The 3,928-nt window shown below is 37.0% G+C and carries 2 protein-coding genes (1 of these 2 running past the window's edge); both read left to right on the top strand.

Annotation, left to right across the window (positions count from 1 at the left end):
- Positions 1 to 1,014: T9SS type A sorting domain-containing protein (locus FNW52_RS19190; RefSeq protein ID WP_143379088.1), on the top strand; the 1,014-nt coding region annotated here is incomplete at its 5' end.
- A gap of 1,336 nt (positions 1,015 to 2,350) precedes the next feature.
- On the top strand, positions 2,351 to 3,928 hold the 5' portion of the coding sequence (locus tag FNW52_RS19185) for a T9SS type A sorting domain-containing protein (RefSeq protein WP_143379087.1). Its footprint extends 1,230 nt past the window's final position; only the first 1,578 of its 2,808 coding nucleotides appear in the window; it begins with the start codon at positions 2,351 to 2,353; its stop codon lies off the right edge, out of view.

Below are 3,928 nucleotides of genomic sequence, written 5' to 3'. Positions count from 1 at the left end.
GATGTAAGAACCGATGGCAACTGTGCCGGTAATTATAGTGTGACCAGAACTTGGACTGCTACTGATGATTGTGGAAATTTCACCACCTCTTCACAAACGATCAATGTTCAGGATGTTTCACCGCCGACTCTTACCAGTCCATCTGCTCAAACAGTCGCATGTGATGTAATACCAGTCTTTGGCATTCCTACAGCAAGCGATAGTTGTGATTCTAATCCAACTATAAATGACTTAGGTATTGTTACGATAGTTAATGTGGATGGGTCAGTTACTTTCACAAAAACCTGGACCGCTACAGACGCTTGTGGTAATACATCAGCTTCAGTCAGTCAAAGCATTATAGTACTTGCATGTAATGAAGGTTGTACTTTAGGATATTGGAAAAACCATACTGATAGATGGTGTTCTTCTTATACTCCTTCAATGTTGTTTGGTAGTGTGTTTGTAAATGCACCATCGAATCTTGCTAATTTATCTTTAATACAAGCACTTAACTTAGGTGGAGGCGGTATTTATAATTTAGCTCGTCAGGGTGTCGCTGCATTATTGAATGCTTGTAGCGATGAAGTTGATTTCCCAGCGCCTTATTCTAACAACACTCAATCAGTAATAGATGCCGTTAATGCGGCTTATTTAGCTGGAGGAAGTGGACCTGGAATATTGGCTAGCCAATTGGATAAACTTAATAATTCAGGATGTCCTTTAGGAGGAACCCCAGCGACCACATCAATTGATGGGTCGACTTCGACTTCAAAATCGGCTTCATTCTCTGTGTATCCTGTACCTTTCAAAGATCAATTGACCATCAGATATAATTTTGATTATGTCACTGATGTAAAAATTGAGGTATTTAATGTAAAAGGAATTGTGGTATATACTAAGCATGATGACAATGCTTATTTGAACAAAGAGGTTCTTCTAGAGCTTTTATATACAGGTCAAGAGCAAGTTTACATTGTGAAAATTTCTACCAATAGAGGTAGTAGTGTGAAAAAAGTAATTTCTTCTAGATAATTAAACAAATAATTTTAATCAAAAAGCATCTGCACAAAACGGATGCTTTTTTTTTGCTGTACCCTACGATAGAACAAGAAGAGACAGTATTTATTTTGCCATTGAATAAAGAAATAAGGAGATAGATATAAAAGGATTGTTTTGAAATAAAAATCAAATAGGACTCTTATTTTCATCCTTTTTTATAGTATAAATTTCAAGAATAATTAGGACTTTTTTGAATTTTGGAACAGGGCAAACGCATGTGTTTTAAAAACAGCCGCTCCCGATTGCTATCCTATCGTGTGGACCCAAAACAGATTGTACGCAAGAATGGGTCGCAGCATATACTGCTTCGTATTCTAGGATAAAAATGGAGTAGAATAACAAACGTGAAGGGTTAAAAACTAGAATAAAATCCTTTTAAAAAAAGCGAAGCTATATTTAAAAGGATTTTATTCTATATAAATGTTAACAATAAAACAGCTAATAAGTTGAAAATCAATAATTTAACGCGTAAAATAATATTTTTAAAATACTCTGTTTTACGTAATAGTTTTCTTGGTTAGTAGGTAGTTAGTCGGTAAAAAAATGAATTTTATCGATTTTTTTGTTAACCTTCCCCCCTCTTCTGTGTTAATGGATTACTTTTAATAGTGATTAATTTTTAAGATATTTTTAGGTTGCTTGCAAAGCAACTGTTTAGTTAACAAAGGGATTTGTTGTTATGTTTTTTTTAACAGAATTGCCTTTGGAGATGGGGTACTTCATAAAATTAATTTTTATGAAGGGGATTGTTTTTGTACAAGTTTTCCCCCCAAGTTTGAAAACTTTTGTTTAGTCCTACTTTTATAAAATTCAATACTAATTGTTTTAATTAGAGTTTTTAAGTTTGCTCTTTAGCAACTATCTGGTTAATAAAAGAATTGGTTATTGTTCCCCACAATAGAATATCCTTTTGATGATGGAGTACTTCGTAAATGTGTTTACGGAGGTGGTTGTAGTACCTCAAGTTTTATATTCCAAATCAGTAAACTTTCTGGTTTTCCTTTTTTCGGTTATTGTTGTAACTATTTTAAAATCACTGTTTTATTTTTTTTAACGATTTTTTGGTTGATAAAAGAATTTAGTATTGTTTCCCACAATAGGAAGTTCTTTTGTAGCGGGATGCTTCATGTCTTTTTTGAAGAGGGTTTATTTCTTAGGATTTATTTCCCAAATCTGTAAATTTCCTTTTTTTATCTAATTTTTATGGTATTAAACTACACTATATGAAACAGCACACTTTAGTTTTTCGGAAACCCGATATCTACTGATGCTTCCTTATTAATAATTATGGTCTTAAAACCATAATATTATGAAAAATACTATTTTTTATACGATAAAAAGTGTACGTGACTATTGCTACACTTTTCCCTGCTGTTTCAGTGCAGGTTTCTCATGTATTAACAATGTAATTCCTATTCATCAACTGTCTAAACTATGGCTCAATTGTTGGCGACAGTCGTTTGTTTTGCCTATTATGATGGCGGCAATTTTAATGACAGCATATACCACGAATGCCCAAAACATTCTAGGAAGAGCGCCAGTGGCAGCCCCTTTGGGAGGGTTTGCTATTGATGGAAATGCTTTTGTTAAGTTTCCCGGTGATAATACAGCTTGGGGAGACTTTCTATTTGAGAATACGACAGCTCTTATCACAGCTGATCCAGGGGGGATATTTGTACCTAGCCCACCAGCTTACACTTATCCGGATGGACCATTACCAGCTAATTTCTATGTTTATCCTAACACCACTTTTTTCAGAGATAATATCACAAATAATGATCCAACTACTTTCACCAGTAGCAATAAGATCAATGATCCCGTAAGCTCTTATACCTGGGGGGTGGGTTCTTCACCAAACAAAAATGAAATTCAAAATGCAATTGCTCATTTTACTCGTGGTAACGGATCTATTCGTGGTGGAGATGGTGTTACTGGTGCATTTGGAAACCCTGACGATTTATGGCTGATTTTCGCTGCAGACCGTCAAGTAACTGAAGGGAGCAGTTATATCGATTTTGAGATTCTTCAAAAACGGTTAACCATGACTGTGACAGGAACTGACGCAAAAGGGTTTGGTTTTGGGACTTTTAGCTCTGAGGCGGGTACTCCTAGCGGGCGTTGGCCTGGCGATCTTTTAATAACCATTGAGTTTACCCAAGGTGGGGTATCCGCAAATGTTGTTGTTAGACAATGGAATGGAACTTCTTATGGTGACCCAATCACCCCTCCTACTGGGACTGTTTATGGTACTAATAATACAGGACAAACCATAGTGCCTTATCCTGTTTATAATCAAGCTCCTATTTCCACCAATCCTAATTTATGGGCGTATGCTGCAAATCAATGGGCAGAAGGGGCTGTTAATATAACTCAAATTTTTGGAGGGAATGATCCTTGTTTTGCAATTAGTACCTTGTTTGTAAGAACCAGAACTTCCGGTTCTTCCGGTCAATCAGAATTAAAGGATTTTCCTGGAGCACCTTTTCAGTTGAATTTGTGTACGGATGTCACTGCTCCTGTGATTTCAGCATTGCCTCCACCAAGTTCTGTTGAGTGTCCGGCTACGCCTGTATTTGCAACACCGACAGCTTCAGATTTTTGTGATTTGAGTGTGACACCGACTTTTACCGATGAGACCACACCGGGAAGTTGTCCACAGGAATACTCTGTGACCAGAACCTGGAACGCTACCGATGATTGCGGTAACGATGCTATTCCTGTTTCACAAACCATCAGTGTGACGGATAATACAGCTCCAGTGCTTTCTGCATTGCCTGCACCAAGTTCTGTTGAGTGTCCTGCAGCACCAGCGTTTACTACACCAACCGCAACCGATGCGTGTGATGCAAGTGTGACACCGACTTTTGCCGATGTAACCACACCGGGA

Origin of the sequence: Flavobacterium sp. ZT3R18, assembly GCF_007097385.1 — a bacterium.
Classification (GTDB): domain Bacteria; phylum Bacteroidota; class Bacteroidia; order Flavobacteriales; family Flavobacteriaceae; genus Flavobacterium.
The sequence above is the reverse complement of the archived record's forward strand: the minus strand, read 5'-3'. Positions and strand labels throughout refer to the sequence as shown.